This is a genomic window from Pseudomonas sp. AC083, assembly GCF_979253165.1.
Genome location: NZ_CEEDDH010000025.1, coordinates 71,090 through 87,262 on the forward strand (window position 1 = coordinate 71,090; position 16,173 = coordinate 87,262).

Below are 16,173 nucleotides of genomic sequence, written 5' to 3' on the forward strand. Positions count from 1 at the left end.
ATGGCTGAGGTTCTGAACTTCGAGCACAACGGCATTACCGTCAATGCCACCGAATCCCCCGAGGCCATGGGTGGCCTGGGTGACAACGTCATCGGGCTGGTCGGCACTGCGCCGAAAGCCGATCCGCTGATTCCGCGAAACGCGCCGTTTCGCATCAACAGCTTCACCACCCATGCGCTGCTCGATCCGACTGGGTCGGAAGAGGGCACGCTGTACCACGCGGTTTACCAGATCCTCAAAGTGGTGAAAGTGCCGGTGTACGTAGTCATCGTCGAGGCCGGCGCGACGCCGGCCGACACGGTCAACAATGTGATCGGCGGTGTCGAGCCGGCCACTGGCCGCAAGCTGGGTCTGGCGGCGCTGGGCAGTGTCTCGGAAGACCTGACCATCATCGGTGCGCCGGGCTTCACCGGCACTAAAGCGGTGGCCGGTGAGTTCGCCGCGTTCGGCAAGCGCATCAAGGCCCGCGTCGTGCTGGACGGCAAGGATGTGTCGGTGGCCGATCAGGTGTTGTACAGCCAGGAACTCGGCGGCGCCGAACTCGGTTTCGACCGTTGCCTGGTGGTGCACAACATGCCCGCCGTGTATTCGAAAGCAGCGAAGAAAAACGTCTTCCTGTCGCCGTCCAGTCTGGCGATTGCCGCGCTGGCCAAGGTCAAGCAATGGGAGAGCCCGGGCAACCAGGTGACTTTCGCCGAAGACGTTTCGCGCGTCGTCGAGTACAACATCCTCGACACTTCCACCGAAGGCGATCTGCTCAACCGTTACGGCGTCAGCTACTACGCCCGCACCGTGCTCGGCGGTTTCTCGCTGCTGGGTAACCGCTCGATCACCGGCAAGTTCATCAGCTACGTCGGCCTCGAAGATGCGATCAGCCGCAAGCTGGTCAAGGCCGGCCAGAAAGCCATGGCCAAGAACCTCACCAAATCCTTCATGGATCAGGAGGTCAAGCGCATCAACGACTGGCTGCAAACCCTGGTCGCCGACGAAACCATTCCCGGCGGCAGCGTGTATCTGCACCCGGAACTCAACAGCGTCGAGAAGTACAAGAACGGCACCTGGTACGTGGTCATCGACTACGGCCGCTACGCGCCGAACGAACACATGGTTTATCAACTCAACGCCCGCGATGAAATCATCGAGCAGTTCCTGGAGGACGTTCTCTAATGTTTACCAACCGCGTAAGACAGGCCATCGCGGCCACCCTGCAAGGCCTGCCATTGTCGGCGACCGTTGAGGAATTCACCCCGCCGAAAATCGAATTCGACATGGAAGAGATGCGCGGCGGGCGCTTCATCGTCGAAGAAATGGCCAAGGGCGGCAAAGCGCTCGGCGCCAAGCTGACCCTGCAAGGCCTCGGCGCCGAAGTGCTGCTGGCGCTGGGCGTGAAGCTGGGCGACGACATCCTGCTCAACGTGCGTGAAGCCGGTCAGGATCAGGACGGCAATACCTGGTTCACCTACCACACCGTCGGCGGCCAGTTGAAATCCCTTGAGGAAACCGCAGTGAAAATGGGCGAGAAGCCCAAGACCAATCTGGAACTGTCCTGCCGCACCTACAACCGCCTTGAAAACGGCGTGCCGGTGATCGACGTCGACGTGCGCACGCAGAAGTTCGTGCTCAACGGCGTCGACATCCTCGGTGATGCACGGCGTGCGGTGTTGATGCCGTAAACCGGCAGCACACAACACACAAAACCTGTGGGAGCGGGCTTGCCCGCGATAGCGGTGGGTCAATCAACTCAGTGTTGGAAGTACCGACCTCATCGCGGGCAAGCCCGCTCCCACAAGGGATTTCAATAATTCCCAAAGAATCACCAAGGAATTCATACATGCCGTGGATGCCCCCCCAACACGAACTGCTGTCACCGATCACCGGCGACGATGGCTCGCAGATCGAATCGATCCGGCTCAAACCGCTGTTCTACGCCGCACAAAAAGATGCGCTGGAACGCGCCGGCGATGACGAAGACGATCAGTTCTTCGAGCTGGCGCTGCTCGCCACCGGCCTGTCGGTCAAGGAACTCGATCAGCTCAAGCGCCCGGACTACGTGAGCATCGCCCAGTACGTCCATGAGATGTCGACCCGGCCGAGTGCGTACTTTCTCGACCAGATCGAGGACGCGGAGAAATCCGACGATCCCGATCAAGTGCAATTGCTGCAACCGCTCGCCGTGACCGGCCGCACCGTGACTTCGCTGAGCCTGGAAATGCCCGTGCTGCGCGCCACCAAAGTGATGAAGAAACTGAAAACGGCCAAGGAACGCGCCGAATTCATCACTGCCCACTGCACCGGCCTGATGATCCCTGATCTGGCCCAGCTCACCGTCCCGGACTGGACGCAATTGCAGGTGCGCATCGACGATTTTTTAAACCAGCCGGCGGCCTACTTTCGGAACGCGACATCGAAGTAATCCTCGATATCGTCCCGCTCATTTACCCGGTAAGTGAAGCGGAGATTCTGGAATGGGACGCCGAAAAGGCGTTGCGCCGCTACGACATAGCGATCACTCGCCTTGGCGTGAAACAGGAGTAGAGCGGCATGGCAGAGAGCAAATATGCGCTCACGTACGCCGGCGAGAGCGGCAATGCAACGGACGGATTTTCGTTGCCCGACAACCTCGGCAAACCGCTGCAGGATTTGAATGTGACGCTCGCGTTGGCAAGCGTGGATATTCGTTTGCTGACCCAGGAACAGATCAAGCTTCGCGAGTTGTTGGCAAGCCAGCAATCGCTATTCAAGGCTGGCGCTGCACCGGTCGCGACGAGCGAACCAAAGTCAAAACTCAACGCCGGGATCGAGCAGCGTCCGCCGCCGAAGCTGATGCAGCCGGCGATGGCCAACGAGACTGCGCTGGTTGAACTCGATCAGTTGCTCAAGATGAGCAACGACCAGCTGCAAACGCATTCACAAAGCACTCTGGAACTCGCCAGCGAGAAACAGGTGGCGGCCAGTGGTGCCACCAACGCTGACCTGTTGCAAGTTCAAGTCGCCGCAGCACGATCCGGTATTGCCGATGGCGCCAAGGGTGAGCAACGGGCGAACGAGCTGAAGTGGTTCTCCCGTGATGCCGCGATCAACGCAGCGGCGTTCAGTATGGACGTCAAAACGGCTGGCGAGATGTTGGCGGCCTGGCGGTCATCGCTGAAGCTGGATCGCTATCAGAGCCAGGATCTGGCCGATGCAACGAGCTATCTCGGCAACAGTGGCCTGGATGCCAAGGCCGCCGACATCGGTTCGGTCGTGCAACGTTCCGGCGAGGCTGCAATTACTGCCGGTATGACTCCGGAACAAGCGGCCGCGTTTGCGGCGGCACTGCTCAACAGTGGCGCAGACAAGGAGGGCGCCAGCGCCGCGTTGAAGGGTATTACATCGCTGCTGGCGAAGGGCGCAGATGTATCGACGGAGCAACGTACGGCTCTGAGCCAGTTAGGGTTGAATCCCGAATCGTTGGCAGGAGAGATGCGCAAGGACGCTCCCGCTGCCATCAACTCGGCGCTTGCTGCACTCAATAAACAACCGCTGCAAGAACGGGCAACACTGACGAAGACGCTGTTTGGCGAAAACGACGTCAGAGTTCTTGAACTGCTGAAGAAACCAGAGGATGTAAAAAACGCGTTCTCCCAAGTGGCCGACAAGCGCCAATACGCGACATCGGAACTGGGCGCCGATTCGGGGGCAGCCGCGAAATCCGCCGAAGTATTTGGCAATACGTCGCAAGGGCGCTGGAATGCGCTCGATGCGAGTCTGACCCGGATGACCACCGCATTCGGCACGGCATTGGCGCCGTTGGCCGATGGTGCCGCAGTGGTGCTCACCGCGCTGGCCAATGGCGTGAGTACTGCGGCGCAGGCTTTCCCGGCCCTTACTGCAGGATTGGTTCTGCTTGGTGCCGCTGCTCTTCCTTTTGTTGGCGGGGCGCTGAAAACCGGCGTTGCGTCAGTCATCGACACCGTTTCCGCGAAGCTGTTACGTCTGGCGACGACGCGATTGCCCCCGGATATTGCTGATGCCATCGTCGATGACGATGTCTCTGATGGCGGGCGGGAAAACAAACGAGCGGGTCGTCGACCGGGTCGACGCACGCCGGCCAGAACATCGGCGCGCACGACAGTTCCACGCGCCAGTGGGAGCACTCGTTTGGGTGGGCTCACGGCCAAGGTCGCGCCTCTGTTTGATGACATCAAAATGGGCTTCAAACTGTTCACCGATGGCTTGGGCAACAGCGAGATGGTATCGCGACTCAAAGGGCCCGTTGCCAAGCTTATGCCCTTGGTCGAAAGCGTTGGCGCCAAGGTCATGCCAAAAATCGCCCAAGCGCTGCCGGCGGTAAAACTGGGAGCGCCGGTGGCCATTGCGCACGCGGCCTATACCGGACTGAAAGGTTGGCGCGAAGGCGATGACCAAGCGGTCAAAGGTGCCGCCGGCGAGCTGGCCGGCACTGCCATTGGCGCCACGATCGGCACTTTCATTGCGCCCGGTATTGGGACATTCCTCGGTGGGACTCTGGGCGGAATGCTCGGTTCTTACGTCGGTGAACAATGGGGCAAACCTGCCGAGGACAAACTCGCGGCTCCCGCGCAAGTGGCCAAGGACCTGAGCAACGCTCAGACGCAAAACCAGCAGATCACCTATGCGCCGTCGATTCAGATCAGCGGCAGCGAAATCGCCAGCTCGGAAAAAGTCGGCGCGGTGATCTCGCAAGTGATGCAAAACCATTTCAGCACTCAGTTCATGTCGACAATGAGTACCAACCCCCTCGCCACCCGCCGCGACGCAGCCCTGACCGATGGAGTCGCCTGATGAAACAACAAATGGCACTGGGCAATTTCATCTTCGGCCTGTCGCGCAACTTTGCGTACCACCAGTTGCTGCGCAAGTCTGACGGCGGCTGGACCGAGATACAGATCCTCACCAGCAAACCCAAGTCCAGCCAGACCGGACAGAAACCGGAAACCCTGACCATTACCGGCAAGTCGATGTACGCCGTGGCCATGGATCGGCTCGATGAATTGCGTGCTTTGCAGGCGCTGCGCAGCCCGCTGCCGTTGATCGACGGGATTGGTCGAAACTGGGGCCTGTGGCGGATCAGTAGCGTTCAGGAAACCCAGACCCAGATCATCGATGACGGCACGGCGATGGTGGTCGATTGGGTCATCGAACTAGCGGAGTTCAACAATGCGTAACGCACGAAGTGTGGCCGGTGATTCGGTGAATCTGCTGCTCTACCGCGAAACCGGGCGCAGTGATGACGGCGCCGAAGAAGCGCTGTGGAGACTCAACCCGACCCTGGCCGAACACGGGCCGATTCTGCCCGCTGGCGTCTGGATCGTGCTGCCGGAACTGGATGTGAAACCCGCCGTGGTCAAAGCAGTAACGGCCTGGGATTAAGGAGGTGACATGGCACTGGGATTTACGCCCGCGGTAAATATCTACGGGGCCAACGCGGCCTTGCTCAATCAACGCCTGATCAGTTGGGAGCACATCGATGCCGCCGGTTTCGAGTCCGATCAGCTGACGCTGACCATCGATCTGGAGGGCCTTGAAGGGCTGCCAAGTCTGGGCGGCAAAATTGGGCTGGAAGTCGGTTATCGAGAAACCGCAATGGTCGATAAAGGCCTGTTCAAAGTGACGCGTCTGACGCCGACACTTTTTCCGTTTCGCCTGACCGTAGTGGCCACCGCGGCACCGTTCAGCAAGGATGATGAAACCGGCTTCAAGCAGCGCCGCACCGCCAGTCATGGGCCAACGACGCTGGGTGGATTATTTCGCAAGCTGGTGGAGCTGCACGGCTTTTCGCCACGGGTCGCGCCGGAGATTTCGTTGATCCGCATCGAGCACATCGACCAGTCCAACGAAACTGATATGGGTTTCGTCACGCGGCTGGCGAAAAAATACAACGTCGTCGCCAAGCCGTATGGCGATCTCTATGTGCTGGCGCGGCCCGGGCAGACCAAGTCGTTGTCGGGGCAGATTCTGCCGGACGTGACGCTCTCGGTTACCCACAACAATCGTCCCGGTGATCACGCATTCATCAGCGCCACGCTGGAAGAATCGGCCCGCGAGCAGGCCAAGGGCTGCAAGACCTGTTTCTGGGATGCGGCGGCCGGGGTGTTGCGTTGGGTCGAGACGGGCGTAGCGCCGTTCAAGACGCTGCGCCAGAAGCAGCCCAGCGAAGCGGATGCCATCGCAGTAGCCGAGGGCGAAGTACGCAAGATGTTGCGCCAGAGGTACAAAGTGAAAATCACCTGCCCGGGCGATCCACGCCTGGCGGCCGAAGGTCTGCTGTTGCTTGATGAGAGCTGGCCGGACTTCATGCGCGGACGCTGGTCGATCGACAAGGTCACCGCCAGCGGCAGTCGCGAGAACAGCTATCGCTGCCTGATTGATGCGTCGTGCCTGGATCCGAAGGCGGAACAGTAATCCTGAACCGAGTGCTTATTCCTGTGGGAGCGAGCCTGCTCGCGAAAGGAACGTCAGCTTCAGCATCGATGTGACTGATCGACCGCTTTCGCGAGCAGGCTCGCTCCCACAGGGACTGCGGCGTTCACTGTAATTTCTCTTAATTCGGAACACCCCCATGAAGATCACCCCGATCCTCACGCAACTGCGTGGGCAATGCCCTGGGCTTGCTAATCATATTTCGGTGGGTGTCGACCTGGCGTTGCTGCAAGGCAACCCGGATCTGCCAACACCTTCGGCCCACGTGCTGCCAATCGCCGATCTGGCCAGCAACAGCACCACCCAAAACCTCACCACCCAACCAATCCGCGACCGCTTTGAACTCGTCCTCGTACTTGACGCTACCGACGCGACAAAAGCGCTGGATGGGTTGCACGACCTGCGCGCCGAACTGTGGCGCGCGCTGGTGGGGTTCAAGCCCGATGCCGACTACAGCGCCATCGTTTACGACGGCGGCGAGCTGGTCTCGATCAACAGCAGCCGCCTGTTCTATCGGCTGCGTTTTTATGCCGAGTTCCAGCTCGGCCGCAATCTGCCAAGTCAGCCTGCGGAGAGTTGGCACGAGCGCGAACTGGACGCTTTGTCGTCCTTTACCGGGATGACGGTGCGGGTCGATGCGATCGATCCGGCTGACCCCAACCTGCACCGCCCGGGCCCGGATGGCCGGGTGGAAATGACTTTCTCTGGAGACGTAACCCCATGAGCAACCGCATCACCGTAGTGCCGGCCGCCGGCCGTGTCGTACCTGACCCGGAGGCCGGCGACCTGTTGCCGGCTGCCGGCCGTGACGTGCTGGACAGCGCCTGGTGGCGCCGGCGTCTGGCCGACGGCGATATCACACTCAAAACCGCAAAAGCGGCTAAACCACAGGGAGCCAAATAATGGCGATCGGATTCAGCAACATCCCGGCGGACATTCGTGTGCCGCTGTTCTATGCCGAAATGGACAATTCGGCCGCCAACAGCGCGACCTCGGCCATGCGCCGTCTGATCGTCGCGCAGGTCAACGACAATATTGCCCCGGCCGATGCCGGCAAACTGGTGCTGGTGTCGAGTGTGGCGCTGGCCAAGAGCATCGGCGGGCAGGGCTCGATGCTCGCCTCGATGTACGAAACCTTCCGCAAAGCCGACCCGGTCGGTGAGATCTGGTGCCTGCCATTGCACAACGCTGAAGGCAGCATTGCCAAAGGCGTCCTGACCCTGACCGGCACCGCCACTCAGGCTGGCGTACTTAATCTGTATGTCGGTGGTGTGCGGGTGCAAGCCACCGTCGTCACCGGTGCGACCGCTTCTCAGGCGGCCACTGCGCTGGCGCTGAAAGTCAACGCGACTGCCGATCTGCCCGTCACCGCGATTGCTGCCGAAGGCGTGGTTACCCTGAGCACCAAATGGACCGGCGATAGTGGTAACGACATCAGCCTTCAATTCAATCGGCTGGGCAAAAGCAACGGTGAGGAGACCCCGGCCGGGCTGGTCACCGCGATTACGCCGATGATCGGCGGTGTCGGTGTCCCGGATCAGGTCGCGGCGATCGCGGCACTGGGTGATGAGCCGTTCGAATTCATCTGCCTGCCATGGTCCGATGTGGCCACCCTCAACACTTGGCAAGCGGTGATGGACGACAGCACCGGTCGCTGGTCGTGGGCCAAGCAACTGTTCGGTCACGTGTACAGCGCCAAGCGCGGCACCGTCGGCACTTTGGTCGCTGCAGGCCAGGCGCGCAACGATCAGCACATGACCATTCAGGCGCTGGAACCGGGCGTCCCGCAACCGGTCTGGGTACAAGCCGCCGCGCTGGCTGCACGCACCTCGGTATTCATCTCCGCCGACGCCAGCCGTCCGACGCAAAGCGGCAGCCTGCCGGGCGTTGACCCGGCGCCGGCGAGCGAGCGTTTCACCCTGACCGAGCGTCAATCGCTGCTCAACTATGGCATCGCCACCGCGTACTACGAAGGCGGTTATGTGCGCATCCAGCGTTCGATCACCACCTACCAGAAGAACGCCTACGGCCAGGCCGACAATTCCTATCTGGACAGCGAAACCATGCACCAGTCGGCGTTCATCGTGCGTCGTCTGCAAAGCGTGATCACCAGCAAATACGGCCGCCACAAACTGGCCTCCGACGGCACCCGTTTCGGCGCCGGCCAGCCGATCGTCACGCCTGCGACCATTCGCGGCGAGCTGATCGCGCAGTACGCCAAGCTGGAGCTGGAAGGTCATGTGGAGAACGCCGAGCTGTTCGCCGAGCACCTGATCGTCGAGCGCGACGTGCAGGACCCGAGCCGCGTGAACGTGCTGTTCCCGCCGGACTACATCAACGGCCTGCGCGTGTTCGCACTGCTCAACCAGTTCCGTCTGCAGTACGACGACGCGGCCTGATCCGCGCAGTCGGCGCTAAGCATTCAGCCCACCTCGCGTGGGCTTTTTATTTGAAGGGAGAAATACCATGGGTCAACTGATTGCAGGCACCTGCTACGTCAAGGTCGACGGCGCACAACTGACCATCAATGGCGGCTGCGAAGCGCCGCTGATGGCCGTCAAACGTGAAACCGTCGTGCCCGGTTTCTACAAGGAAACCGACATCGCACCGTCGTTCAAAGTGACCGCGCTGCACACCGCCGACTTCCCGCTGAAGAAGCTGATCGAAGGCACCGATATCACCGTCACCTGCGAATTCAGCAACGGCAAAGTTTACGTGCTGGCCGGCGCCTATCTGGTCGAGGAGCCAGTCTCCAAGGGCGACGACGCCACCATCGAACTGAAATTCGAAGGCATCAAGGGGACCTGGCAATGAGCGGCGCCGTGAAGCTTCAAGTAGCAATCGAAGCCCACGGCGAGCCACTGACCGAACTCGTTCTGCGCCGTCCGACGGTGCAGGAAGTGCGAACGATCAAGGCGCTGCCGTACAGGATCGACAAGAGTGAAGAAGTCAGCCTCGACATGGACGTGGCGGCCAAATACATCGCCGTGTGCGCCGGCATTCCGCCGTCGTCGGTCAACCAGTTGGATCTGGCTGACCTCAACGCGCTGAGCTGGGCCGTTGCGAGTTTTTTCATGAGTGCGGCGTCGGCGCCATCACCGACCTGATCGCCGTCGCCTATGACCTGGCCTGGTTCTGGAAGGTTGACCCCGAACAGATGATGGCCAGGCCACTGGATGTGCTTCGCGAATCGCTGGAGCACGCGCAACGGATCAATGCGATGCAGCAGGTGCAGTGATGGCCAATACACAGATAAACGCGCTCCAGCAAAACATGCAGACCACGGTGAACATGCTCGTCGTGATGCAGGGCCTGCAGAAAATGGACACCGAGATGAAGGGCGTCCGGGGCAAGGTGGCGGCGTTCAGGAAAAGCCTGGAAAGCAGTTCGATCAAGCCCTTTGATTTATCCGGTTTCATTTCCGGTGGTGGCTTGCTCAAGCCTTTCCAGGAAGGCTTGAAGAGGGCGATCAAGGCCGAAGACGAGCTGGCGACCAAGAGCAAAAAACTCAACGTGCCGACGCTGGGCAAGGACGCGGTAATCCCTGCTTCGTTGAACAAGCCCGCGACGGCGCAGCTGCCGGCAGTAGTGAAGGGTGAAACCTCGACCAATCTAGCGAAGTTCAACGTCTCGCTCGACAACATTTCGTTGAAGATCGGTCAGGCGTTGTTACCCGCCGTCAACAGCCTTGTAACGGCGCTGGTGCCGGTGGTGACTTCGGTCGGTGAGTTTGTCGCCGATCATCCGCAACTCGTGGAAGGGCTAGCGGCGGCAGCGCTGGCGTTTACGCTCGTGACAACAGCAGCTGCCGGCTTCAGCGCGGTGCTGACTCTGCTCGCTTCGCCTGTCGGAATATTTGCCGCCGCAGCAGCGCTGGCGGCCGGTCTGATCGTCGCCAACTGGAAACCGGTCTCGGCTTTTTTTACGCGACTGTGGCAAGAAATTGCGCCGGTCGTGATGCCGATGGCCAGTTTCTTTCGGACAATGTTCGGGTTCACCCCGATGGGCTTGCTGATCAGCAACTGGGGACCGGTCAGCGCGTTCTTCGCAGCGCTGTGGGATGTGCTCAAAGCGCTGGCAGCACCGGTGATCGACTTCTACTCCACATTGTTCGCGTATTCCCCGCAGGCGCTGATTTTGAAGAATTGGGCACCTTTGGTCGGACTTTTTGCATCGATATGGGATTTGCTCAGGGCGGTGTCGGTGCCGGTAGGGGCTTTTTTCCAGGACCTTGTCGAGTCTATCAAACTGCCCGTGCTCGCCTTGTATGCGGTGATCCGCGAGCAGTTGGGCTGGTCGCCTCTGGAACTGATCATTCAGGCCTGGGGCTCGGTCACGGTATGGATTGAAAAGTGGAGCGAGAAGTTTTACCAGGCGCTTGCACCGGTCAGGGCATTTTTCAATGGGGGCCTGGGGGAACTCGCGGCCGAGGCGTCGGCCAAGGTCGATGTCTTTACCCATGCGCAGGAAAGAACCAATGCCCAAGGCAAAGGCGAATGGGCGCCGGAGTTTTTTGGCTCCAGTGCGGACTTCACTTCCGCAAGCCCATTGCCGATGGGGGCGCTGACACAGTCTTCGACTTCACTGTCGCAAACCTCCAACAGCCTGATCCAGCAAAGCGCAATCAACAACCGCACGCAACTCGAAGGCGACCTGACCGTGCGCTTCGAAAACGCGCCGGCCGGGTTGCGCACCGACCAACCACAAACCAATCAACCGGGGCTGGCGTTGTCTTCGCGCATCGGCTATCGCTCGCTGTCGGCAGGGGGTTCCAATGAACTGGCGTGACCGTTTATTGCCGGCATCCTTTCGCGGTGTCGGCTTCTGGATCGACCAGGCGAAAACCCCGGTCGGTCGCAAAGGACAACTGCATGAATACCCGCAACGCGACCTGCCGTTTTTCGAGGACCTCGGCCAGCAGGCCAAGACCCACGATCTGACGGCGTTCATCATCGGCCCTGATTGCCTGGAGCAGCGCGACAAGCTGCTCAAGGCGCTGGAGCAGGGCCGTGGCGAACTGGTGCATCCGTGGCTCGGACGCCTGCAGGTCAAGGTCGGCGAATGCGACATGACCCACAGCCGCCAGGACGGCGGGATGGTGACGTTCGCGTTGAAGTTCTATCCCGATCAGCCTTTGCCGTTTCCGACAGCTACGGTCAGCACGCAGAAAGTCCTGCTGGCCAAAGCCGACGGTCTGCTGGGTTCAGCGGTGGCTCGTTTCGAACAGGCGATGACATTGATCAAAGCCGCACGGATCGGCATCGCCAATCTGCGCAACAGCCTTACTGGCGTGTACGAGGTGATAAAGGAACAACTCAAACCATTGATCGAGCAGTACAAGGAAATCACCGAACTGGTCAAAGCGGTCAAGGAGTTGCCCAAGGAAGTGGCAGCGGAGTTCAAGGGCTTGCTCGGCGATATCAGGGAACTGAAAGCATTCGCCAAGGAAGGCTACCGTGGCGTGATTGCCGACGTGTCGCAGCAACTCGAAGCGATTCGCAAGGCTGACGCGCCCAGGCTCACCACCGGCAAGGACACCACGGCGGCGGCGCAAGCCGTGGCGGATCTGGTGCAGGACACGATGCTGATCAAAGTGGCGCAATGGGTCGCCTCGATGCCAGTGGCGACGACGCCAGTGAAGCTGTCGTCGATGCCGTCGCTGGAGCAACAGGCCAGGCAGCCGATCAGCCGTCAGGAAGTGCCTGTTACCGATGACATGAAAGCGCTGCAAAAGGCCTTGGTGGAAGCGACAAATCCAATGCTGGATAAAGCCGGCCCCGCGCATTACCAGGCAATTGACGACGTCAAACAGGCATTGATCGCACACGTCAAAGCCGTGGCGTCGTCGGGTGTGCGGCTGGTCAGCAAGTCTTTCCAGGACAGTCTACCGGCGCTGGTGGTGGCCTATCAGCAATTTGCCGATGCCACGCGGGTTGCGGAAGTCACGCAGCGCAACGGTGTCGCTCATCCCGGGTTTCTGCCGCCCAACGATGTCAAAGTCTCCGGGGAGTGAGCCATGAATGACATGGACAATCGCGTCACGCTCGCCGTCGGTGACATGGAATATGGCGGCTGGAAAAGCGTCGAAATCAGCGCTGATCTGGAGCGCCAGTTTCGCACCTTCAAACTCGATATCACCTGGCAATGGCCTGGGCAGACAGTCGATCAACGGATCGCCGCCGGTGACGCCTGCGAGGTGCGGATCGGCAAGGACCTGGTGCTGACCGGGTATGTGTTCAAGGCGCCGATTCGCTATGACGGGCGGCAGATCAGCCTGAGCATTGAAGGCAGCTCCTGTACGCAGGATCTGGTGGACTGCGCCGCGATCAATCGCCCTAACCAATGGAAGGATCAGCCGATGCTGAGCATCGTCGAAGCGCTGGCGTCCTCCTACAAGGTAAAGGTGGTCAGCGAGATTGCCGAAACAGCCCGACTGGGCAGTTACACCATCGTGCCGGGGGAGACGGTATTTCAATCCATCGACCGGTTGCTCTCGTTGTTTCGGGTGTTTTCCACCGATGACGCACAAGGCCGGCTGTTGCTGGCCAAGCCAGGCAGCAGTGGTCGGGCCAGTGATGTGCTGGAGCTTGGCAAGAATATTCTTTCGGCCAGCGCGCCGATGGATTACAGCCAGGTGTTTTCCGAATACCGGGTGATCGGCCAGCAAAAGGGCAACGATCAAAAGAGCGGGGCGTCCGTCAGCGAGATTGAGTCGGTTGCCACCGATCTGAGTTACAAGCGCCGCCGCGTCAGGGTCATCAACGAAGGCCTGCAGATCAGTCCCGACCTGTCGTTGCAACGCGCAATGTGGGAAAGCTCGACGCGCGTCGGACGGGCACAGACCACGACTTATCAGGTGCAGGGCTGGCGTCAGTCCAATGGTGATCTGTGGCGTCACAACACGCTGGTCCGGGTCAAGGACCCGGTGCTTGGGTTTGATGACGACATGCTGATTTCCAAAGTGACTTATTCACTGTCGGCGCAAGGTTCGGTAACCACCTTGCAAGTGGCCCCGCCGCATACCTTTGATCCTGATCCGACTCCCTCGAAAGAAACCTGAGCCTGACCCCGAACCCTGTGGGAGCGAGCCTGCTCGCGAAAGCGTCGCCAGCCTCAACATCACAGCGCCTGACCCGCCGCGTTCGCGAGCAGGCTCGCTCCCACACTTATCCCATTCGGGCGACTCTTTTCAAGGACACCCCATGAGCCTACTGACACGCCTGCTGGCGCGCGGCACTGTCGTGCTCGCCAATTCGGCTTCGAAACTGCAATCGCTGCAAATGCGCCTCACCGCCGGTGAAATCAACGACGATCTCGAACACTTCGAACCCTACGGTTTCACCAGCCATCCGCTGGCTGGCGCCGAAGGGGTCGTCACCTTCATCGGCGGCGATCGTTCCCATGCCATCGCCCTGGTCATCGCCGACCGTCGCTATCGCCTGCAAGCGCTCGCTGCCGGTGAAGTGGCGATCTACACCGACGAGGGCGACAAAATTCATTTCAAGCGCGGACGGATCATCGACATCGAAACCGCCACGCTGAACATCCGCGCCAGTACTGCGGTGAATTTCGACACGCCGGTCATAAACCAGACCGGCCAGATCGTTTCCACAGGCGATCAACTGGCCGGCGGCATCAGCCAGATCAAACACGTGCATGTTGGCGTGCAGGCCGGTAACGGTCAGACCGGCGCGCCGGCAGGAGGCCAGTGATGTTCATAAGCCAGAACCTCCACGCCGCACTGACCCGCGCCGTCCTGATCAGCCTGTTCACCTGGCGTCGCGCCGCCGATGACGATGCCCTCGATGACGAAGAACGCTTCGGCTGGTGGGGCGACAGTTTTCCCACGGTTGCCGACGATCGCATCGGCTCGCGGCTGTGGCTGTTGCGTCGGGTCAAGCTGACCCGGCAGACGCAGATGGATGCCGAGTTCTATGCCCGTGAAGCCCTGCAATGGCTGCTCGACGACGGCCACTGCAGCGCCATCGACATCATCAGCGAACGCCTCGACGCCCAGCGCTTGAACCTGCGCACGGTCCTGACCCTGGCCGACGGTGAGCGTCTGGACATCAACCCCGATAACAGTTGGCAGGTGATCTATGCCGTTTGAAACCCCTTCGCTGCCGGTGCTGATCAAGCGCACCCAAAGCGACCTGGCCGGCGATTCGCTGCGCCAGTCCGATGCGCAAGTGCTCGCCCGAACTCTCGGCGGCGCCGCTTATGGTCTGTACGGTTATCTGGGCTGGATTGCCGAACAGATCCTGCCCGACAAGGCGGATGAGTCAACCCTGGAACGCATCGCTACGTTGCGCCTGAACCAGCCGCGCAAACCCGCGCAAGCGGCCACCGGCAATGTCGGATTCAGTGCGTCCGCCGGCGCCGTGCTGGATGTCGACACGTTGCTGCAATCGAACGATGGGCGCACTTACAAAGTCGCCGTCGCGCGCACCACCGTCAATGGCATGAACAGCACCACGATTGCCGCGCTCGATGCCGGCACTCAGGGCAATGCCGACGCCGGTCTGGTGCTGACGCCGGTGCAGCCGATTCTCGGAATCACCAGCAGCAGCTTTGTCGTCCTGGAACCCGGACTGACCGGAGGCGTTGCCCGCGAGAGCCTTGAGTCGTTGCGTTCACGGGTCATTCGTTCCTATCGCCTGATTCCTCATGGCGGTTGCGCGCAAGACTATGAAACATGGGCACTGGAATGCCCCGGCGTCAGTCGCGCCTGGTGTCGAGGCAACTTTCTCGGGCCGGGCACCGTTGGCGTTTTCATCATGCGTGACGACGACCCGCAACCCATTCCCAATGAGGAGCAACTGGCCGAGGTTCAGGCCTACATCGAGCCCTTGCGTCCGGTGACGGCGGATGTCCGGGTGTTGGCCCCGATGCAGGTGTTGGTCAGTTACCGGTTGCGTATCACCCCTGACACCAGCGCGGTGCGTGCGGCCATCGAAAATCAGTTACGAGATTTGCACAACCGCGAGGCTGGGCTGGGTGAGACCTTATTGCTGAGCCACATCGCTGAAGCCATCAGCAGCGCGACCGGTGAAACGGATCACACGCTGGTGGCGCCGACGAGCAATGTGACGGCCGAGAACAATCAATTGCTGACCTTTGGAGGTTGCGAATGGCTGTCTTGAGAGGTGTCGCGCAGTACCGCAATCAGCTACGCAGTCTGCTGCCCAGCGGTCCGGCCTGGGAGCTGGAGCGCCTGCCGGAACTTGATCAGGTCTTGCAAGGCGTCGCCGCGGAACTGGCGCGCCTGGATGCGCGCTCGGTCGATCTGCTCAACGAAATGGACCCGGCCGGCGTCAGCGAGTTGGTGCCTGACTGGGAGCGGGTGATGAACCTGCCCGATCCGTGCCTGGGCGCCACGCCCCTCTACGACGATCGACGTCTGGCCGTGCGCCGACGCTTGTTGGCCGTGGGCGATCAGTCGACGGCGTACTTCATCGAGATTGCGCGCAGTCAGGGCTATCCCGACGCCACTGTCACCGAACTGCGTGTCCCGCGGATGGGGCGCTCACGCTTCGGCAAGGCGCACTTCGGAACCTGGAAGGCGCAATTCATGTGGATTCTCAACACTGGTGGACGCCTTTCGCTGGGCCGCCGGTTTGGCGCCAGTTACTGGGGCGAGCGTTTTGGCATGAACCCGGGGTCCGCCCTGGAGTGCCTGATTCACCGTAGCGCACCGGCTCATACCCAGGTGTACATCAATTATGACTAAGG

At 60.6% G+C, this 16,173-nt stretch carries 19 protein-coding genes; all 19 read left to right on the plus strand.

All coding sequences use genetic code 11. From position 1 onward, the window contains the following. The 19 genes from AC0IXA_RS25950 (at position 1) to AC0IXA_RS26040 (ending at position 16,171) form a co-directional block, all read left to right on the plus strand. Positions 1-1,167, plus strand: coding sequence for a phage tail sheath protein (locus tag AC0IXA_RS25950; protein ID WP_471814741.1), 1,167 nt, complete (start codon positions 1-3; stop codon positions 1,165-1,167). Further along, complete coding sequence (locus AC0IXA_RS25955; RefSeq protein ID WP_471814742.1) at positions 1,167-1,673, plus strand: phage major tail tube protein; 507 nt, start codon at positions 1,167-1,169, stop codon at positions 1,671-1,673. Before AC0IXA_RS25950 ends, AC0IXA_RS25955 begins: the two co-directional genes overlap by 1 nt. Positions 1,674-1,831: 158 nt before the next feature. After that, positions 1,832-2,413 (plus strand): phage tail assembly protein, encoded by a 582-nt coding sequence (locus AC0IXA_RS25960; protein WP_471814743.1) that lies wholly within the window; start codon positions 1,832-1,834, stop codon positions 2,411-2,413. A 128-nt stretch (positions 2,414-2,541) separates the two neighbouring features. Continuing rightward, positions 2,542-4,803, plus strand: a complete 2,262-nt coding sequence (locus AC0IXA_RS25965) for a phage tail tape measure protein (RefSeq protein WP_471814744.1) — start codon at positions 2,542-2,544, stop codon at positions 4,801-4,803. Beyond that, positions 4,803-5,186, plus strand: a complete 384-nt coding sequence (locus tag AC0IXA_RS25970; protein ID WP_341638590.1) for a phage tail protein — start codon at positions 4,803-4,805, stop codon at positions 5,184-5,186. The genes AC0IXA_RS25965 and AC0IXA_RS25970 overlap by 1 nt, the downstream gene beginning before the upstream one ends. Continuing rightward, a complete protein-coding gene (locus AC0IXA_RS25975; RefSeq protein ID WP_471814745.1) occupies positions 5,179-5,391 on the plus strand; it encodes a tail protein X in 213 nt (70 codons plus the stop codon). The genes AC0IXA_RS25970 and AC0IXA_RS25975 overlap by 8 nt, the downstream gene beginning before the upstream one ends. Positions 5,392-5,400: 9 nt before the next feature. Beyond that, complete coding sequence (locus AC0IXA_RS25980) at positions 5,401-6,423, plus strand: phage late control D family protein (protein WP_471814746.1); 1,023 nt, start codon at positions 5,401-5,403, stop codon at positions 6,421-6,423. A gap of 157 nt (positions 6,424-6,580) precedes the next feature. Then, positions 6,581-7,165 carry a phage tail terminator protein gene (locus tag AC0IXA_RS25985; protein ID WP_341638593.1) on the plus strand — a complete coding sequence of 195 codons (585 nt, stop codon included), beginning with the start codon at positions 6,581-6,583 and terminating at the stop codon, positions 7,163-7,165. After that, positions 7,162-7,344: a DUF2635 domain-containing protein gene (locus AC0IXA_RS25990; protein WP_016771429.1), complete on the plus strand. Its 183-nt coding sequence runs from the start codon at positions 7,162-7,164 to the stop codon at positions 7,342-7,344. The genes AC0IXA_RS25985 and AC0IXA_RS25990 overlap by 4 nt, the downstream gene beginning before the upstream one ends. Next, the gene (locus AC0IXA_RS25995) at positions 7,344-8,840 is read left to right on the plus strand and encodes a phage tail sheath subtilisin-like domain-containing protein (RefSeq protein ID WP_341638594.1); all 1,497 of its coding nucleotides are present in this window, start codon (positions 7,344-7,346) and stop codon (positions 8,838-8,840) included. Before AC0IXA_RS25990 ends, AC0IXA_RS25995 begins: the two co-directional genes overlap by 1 nt. Positions 8,841-8,907: 67 nt before the next feature. Next, on the plus strand, positions 8,908-9,255 hold the full coding sequence (locus AC0IXA_RS26000; RefSeq protein ID WP_007908779.1) for a phage tail tube protein: 348 nt from the start codon (positions 8,908-8,910) through the stop codon (positions 9,253-9,255). After that, the gene (locus AC0IXA_RS26005) at positions 9,252-9,548 is read left to right on the plus strand and encodes a phage tail assembly protein (RefSeq protein WP_471814747.1); all 297 of its coding nucleotides are present in this window, start codon (positions 9,252-9,254) and stop codon (positions 9,546-9,548) included. Before AC0IXA_RS26000 ends, AC0IXA_RS26005 begins: the two co-directional genes overlap by 4 nt. Positions 9,549-9,678: 130 nt before the next feature. Next, positions 9,679-11,229: a phage tail protein gene (locus AC0IXA_RS26010; protein ID WP_471814748.1), complete on the plus strand. Its 1,551-nt coding sequence runs from the start codon at positions 9,679-9,681 to the stop codon at positions 11,227-11,229. Further along, a complete protein-coding gene (locus AC0IXA_RS26015) occupies positions 11,216-12,454 on the plus strand; it encodes a DNA circularization protein (protein ID WP_341638597.1) in 1,239 nt (412 codons plus the stop codon). Before AC0IXA_RS26010 ends, AC0IXA_RS26015 begins: the two co-directional genes overlap by 14 nt. Before the next feature lie 3 nt (positions 12,455-12,457). After that, entirely contained in the window at positions 12,458-13,501 is a 1,044-nt protein-coding gene (locus AC0IXA_RS26020; RefSeq protein ID WP_471814749.1) for a phage baseplate assembly protein, read from the plus strand. A gap of 142 nt (positions 13,502-13,643) precedes the next feature. Beyond that, positions 13,644-14,153 carry a phage baseplate assembly protein V gene (locus AC0IXA_RS26025; RefSeq protein ID WP_341638599.1) on the plus strand — a complete coding sequence of 170 codons (510 nt, stop codon included), beginning with the start codon at positions 13,644-13,646 and terminating at the stop codon, positions 14,151-14,153. After that, positions 14,153-14,551: a phage GP46 family protein gene (locus tag AC0IXA_RS26030; RefSeq protein ID WP_016771422.1), complete on the plus strand. Its 399-nt coding sequence runs from the start codon at positions 14,153-14,155 to the stop codon at positions 14,549-14,551. Before AC0IXA_RS26025 ends, AC0IXA_RS26030 begins: the two co-directional genes overlap by 1 nt. Continuing rightward, the gene (locus AC0IXA_RS26035) at positions 14,541-15,584 is read left to right on the plus strand and encodes a baseplate J/gp47 family protein (RefSeq protein ID WP_471814750.1); all 1,044 of its coding nucleotides are present in this window, start codon (positions 14,541-14,543) and stop codon (positions 15,582-15,584) included. Before AC0IXA_RS26030 ends, AC0IXA_RS26035 begins: the two co-directional genes overlap by 11 nt. After that, positions 15,572-16,171 (plus strand): YmfQ family protein, encoded by a 600-nt coding sequence (locus tag AC0IXA_RS26040; RefSeq protein WP_341638602.1) that lies wholly within the window; start codon positions 15,572-15,574, stop codon positions 16,169-16,171. Before AC0IXA_RS26035 ends, AC0IXA_RS26040 begins: the two co-directional genes overlap by 13 nt. Positions 16,172-16,173 lie beyond the last annotated feature (2 nt).

What these genes read in the sequence shown, in the direction of transcription:
- AC0IXA_RS25970 (WP_341638590.1), top strand. Translation starts at nt 4,803, where the DNA reads ATGAAACAACAAATGGCACTGGGCAATTTCATCTTCGGCCTGTCGCGC.
- AC0IXA_RS26010 (WP_471814748.1), top strand. Translation starts at nt 9,679, where the DNA reads ATGGCCAATACACAGATAAACGCGCTCCAGCAAAACATGCAGACCACG.
- AC0IXA_RS25960 (WP_471814743.1), top strand. Translation starts at nt 1,832, where the DNA reads ATGCCGTGGATGCCCCCCCAACACGAACTGCTGTCACCGATCACCGGC.
- AC0IXA_RS26035 (WP_471814750.1), top strand. Translation starts at nt 14,541, where the DNA reads ATGCCGTTTGAAACCCCTTCGCTGCCGGTGCTGATCAAGCGCACCCAA.
- AC0IXA_RS26015 (WP_341638597.1), top strand. Translation starts at nt 11,216, where the DNA reads ATGAACTGGCGTGACCGTTTATTGCCGGCATCCTTTCGCGGTGTCGGC.
- AC0IXA_RS25985 (WP_341638593.1), top strand. Translation starts at nt 6,581, where the DNA reads ATGAAGATCACCCCGATCCTCACGCAACTGCGTGGGCAATGCCCTGGG.
- AC0IXA_RS26030 (WP_016771422.1), top strand. Translation starts at nt 14,153, where the DNA reads ATGTTCATAAGCCAGAACCTCCACGCCGCACTGACCCGCGCCGTCCTG.
- AC0IXA_RS25990 (WP_016771429.1), top strand. Translation starts at nt 7,162, where the DNA reads ATGAGCAACCGCATCACCGTAGTGCCGGCCGCCGGCCGTGTCGTACCT.
- AC0IXA_RS26025 (WP_341638599.1), top strand. Translation starts at nt 13,644, where the DNA reads ATGAGCCTACTGACACGCCTGCTGGCGCGCGGCACTGTCGTGCTCGCC.
- AC0IXA_RS26005 (WP_471814747.1), top strand. Translation starts at nt 9,252, where the DNA reads ATGAGCGGCGCCGTGAAGCTTCAAGTAGCAATCGAAGCCCACGGCGAG.
- AC0IXA_RS25950 (WP_471814741.1), top strand. Translation starts at nt 1, where the DNA reads ATGGCTGAGGTTCTGAACTTCGAGCACAACGGCATTACCGTCAATGCC.
- AC0IXA_RS26000 (WP_007908779.1), top strand. Translation starts at nt 8,908, where the DNA reads ATGGGTCAACTGATTGCAGGCACCTGCTACGTCAAGGTCGACGGCGCA.
- AC0IXA_RS26040 (WP_341638602.1), top strand. Translation starts at nt 15,572, where the DNA reads ATGGCTGTCTTGAGAGGTGTCGCGCAGTACCGCAATCAGCTACGCAGT.
- AC0IXA_RS25980 (WP_471814746.1), top strand. Translation starts at nt 5,401, where the DNA reads ATGGCACTGGGATTTACGCCCGCGGTAAATATCTACGGGGCCAACGCG.
- AC0IXA_RS25975 (WP_471814745.1), top strand. Translation starts at nt 5,179, where the DNA reads ATGCGTAACGCACGAAGTGTGGCCGGTGATTCGGTGAATCTGCTGCTC.
- AC0IXA_RS25955 (WP_471814742.1), top strand. Translation starts at nt 1,167, where the DNA reads ATGTTTACCAACCGCGTAAGACAGGCCATCGCGGCCACCCTGCAAGGC.
- AC0IXA_RS26020 (WP_471814749.1), top strand. Translation starts at nt 12,458, where the DNA reads ATGAATGACATGGACAATCGCGTCACGCTCGCCGTCGGTGACATGGAA.
- AC0IXA_RS25965 (WP_471814744.1), top strand. Translation starts at nt 2,542, where the DNA reads ATGGCAGAGAGCAAATATGCGCTCACGTACGCCGGCGAGAGCGGCAAT.
- AC0IXA_RS25995 (WP_341638594.1), top strand. Translation starts at nt 7,344, where the DNA reads ATGGCGATCGGATTCAGCAACATCCCGGCGGACATTCGTGTGCCGCTG.